Source organism: Rhodococcus chondri, from assembly GCF_036327435.1.
Lineage (GTDB): Bacteria > Actinomycetota > Actinomycetes > Mycobacteriales > Mycobacteriaceae > Rhodococcus > Rhodococcus chondri.
Genome location: NZ_JAUZMZ010000367.1, coordinates 1 through 1,330, shown reverse-complemented (window position 1 = coordinate 1,330; position 1,330 = coordinate 1). Strand labels below are relative to the sequence as shown.

Below are 1,330 nucleotides of genomic sequence, written 5' to 3'. Positions count from 1 at the left end.
GTGTAGGCGCTCATCACATCCCGGGCCAGCGGTCCCATCGAGAACCCGTCGGCGGAGATGTGGTGGACGACGAGCACGAGCACGTGCTCGGTGTCGGACAGCGTGAGCAACCGGATCCGGAGCGGGATCTCGGTGGCCACGTCGAACCCGGCGGAGACGATCCGCTCGATCCGGTGCGGGATCTCGGTGGGGTCGGGGACGGGTTCGGCCGCGAAGTCGGGCAGGGCCGCGGCGGCGGGCACGACGACCTGCCGCGGGGTCTCGTCGACGAACGGGTAGCGGCTGCGCAGCGCTTCGTGCCGGTGCATCACGTCGGTGACGGCGGTGCGCAGCGCGTCGAGGTCGAGGGTGCCGGTCAGGCGCAGCGCGACGGCGATGTTGTAGGCCGGTGAGGTGGTGTCGAACTGGTTGATGAACCACATGCGTTGCTGGGCCGGGGACAGCGGCACCGTCTCGGGGCGGGGGCCGGCGACCAGTGCCGGGCGGGTGGCGCCGCCGGTGGTCTCGTCGAGGTGCGCGGCGAGCGCGGCGACGGTGGGGTGGTCGAACAGGTCGCGGATGCCCAGGTCGGTGTCGCGGGCGGCGGCCAGGCGCGCGGCGAGGCGCATCGCGAGCAGGGAGGTGCCGCCGAGGTCGAGGAAGTTGTCGTCGCGCCCGACCCGGTCGACGTCGAGCAGATCGGTGAAGGCCGCGGCGACGAGGTGTTCGGTGTAGATCACGGTGGACACCAAATCATAAAAAAAATTTTTTTATCAAGCGCGGCGCGGTCGAGTTTGCCGTTGGGGCCGACGGGCATCGCGTCGAGCACCACGAGCGCGGCGGGCACCATGTAGTCGGGCAGGCGCTGCGCGGCGAACGCGGTCACCTCGGCCGGGTCGACGGTGGCGTCGGCGCGCGGCACGAGGTAGCCGGTGAGCAGGTCGTCGGCGCGGTGCGCGACGAGCACCGCGGCCTGCGCGACGGCGGGGTGGGCGCGCAGCACCTGTTCGATTTCGCCGAGTTCGATGCGCAGGCCCCGCACCTTGACCTGGAAGTCGGTGCGGCCCAGGTACAGCAGGGCGCCGTCGCGGCGCCAGGAGGCGAGGTCTCCGGTGCGGTACATCCGCTCCCCCGGCGCGCCGTACGGGTCGGGCACGAACCGTTCGGCGGTCAACGCGCCGCGGCCGAGGTAGCCGCGGGCGAGTTGCACCCCGGCGAGATACAGCTCGCCGACGGCGCCGGCGGGCACGGGATGCAGCTGCCCGTCGAGCACGTAGGTGCGGGTGTTCCACACCGGGGTGCCGATGGGGACGATGTCGGTGTCGCGGTCGGAGGTGGGCCAGGCGGTGAC

The 1,330-nt window shown here is 72.0% G+C and carries 2 protein-coding genes; both read right to left on the bottom strand.

Annotation, left to right across the window (positions count from 1 at the left end; translation table 11 throughout):
- Window positions 1-728: condensation domain-containing protein (locus tag Q8814_RS26155; protein ID WP_330154833.1), on the bottom strand; the 728-nt coding region annotated here is incomplete at its 3' end.
- A partial coding sequence (locus Q8814_RS26150) for an AMP-binding enzyme (RefSeq protein WP_330154832.1) occupies window positions 716-1,330 on the bottom strand: 615 nt, incomplete at its 5' end. The genes Q8814_RS26150 and Q8814_RS26155, both read right to left, overlap by 13 nt.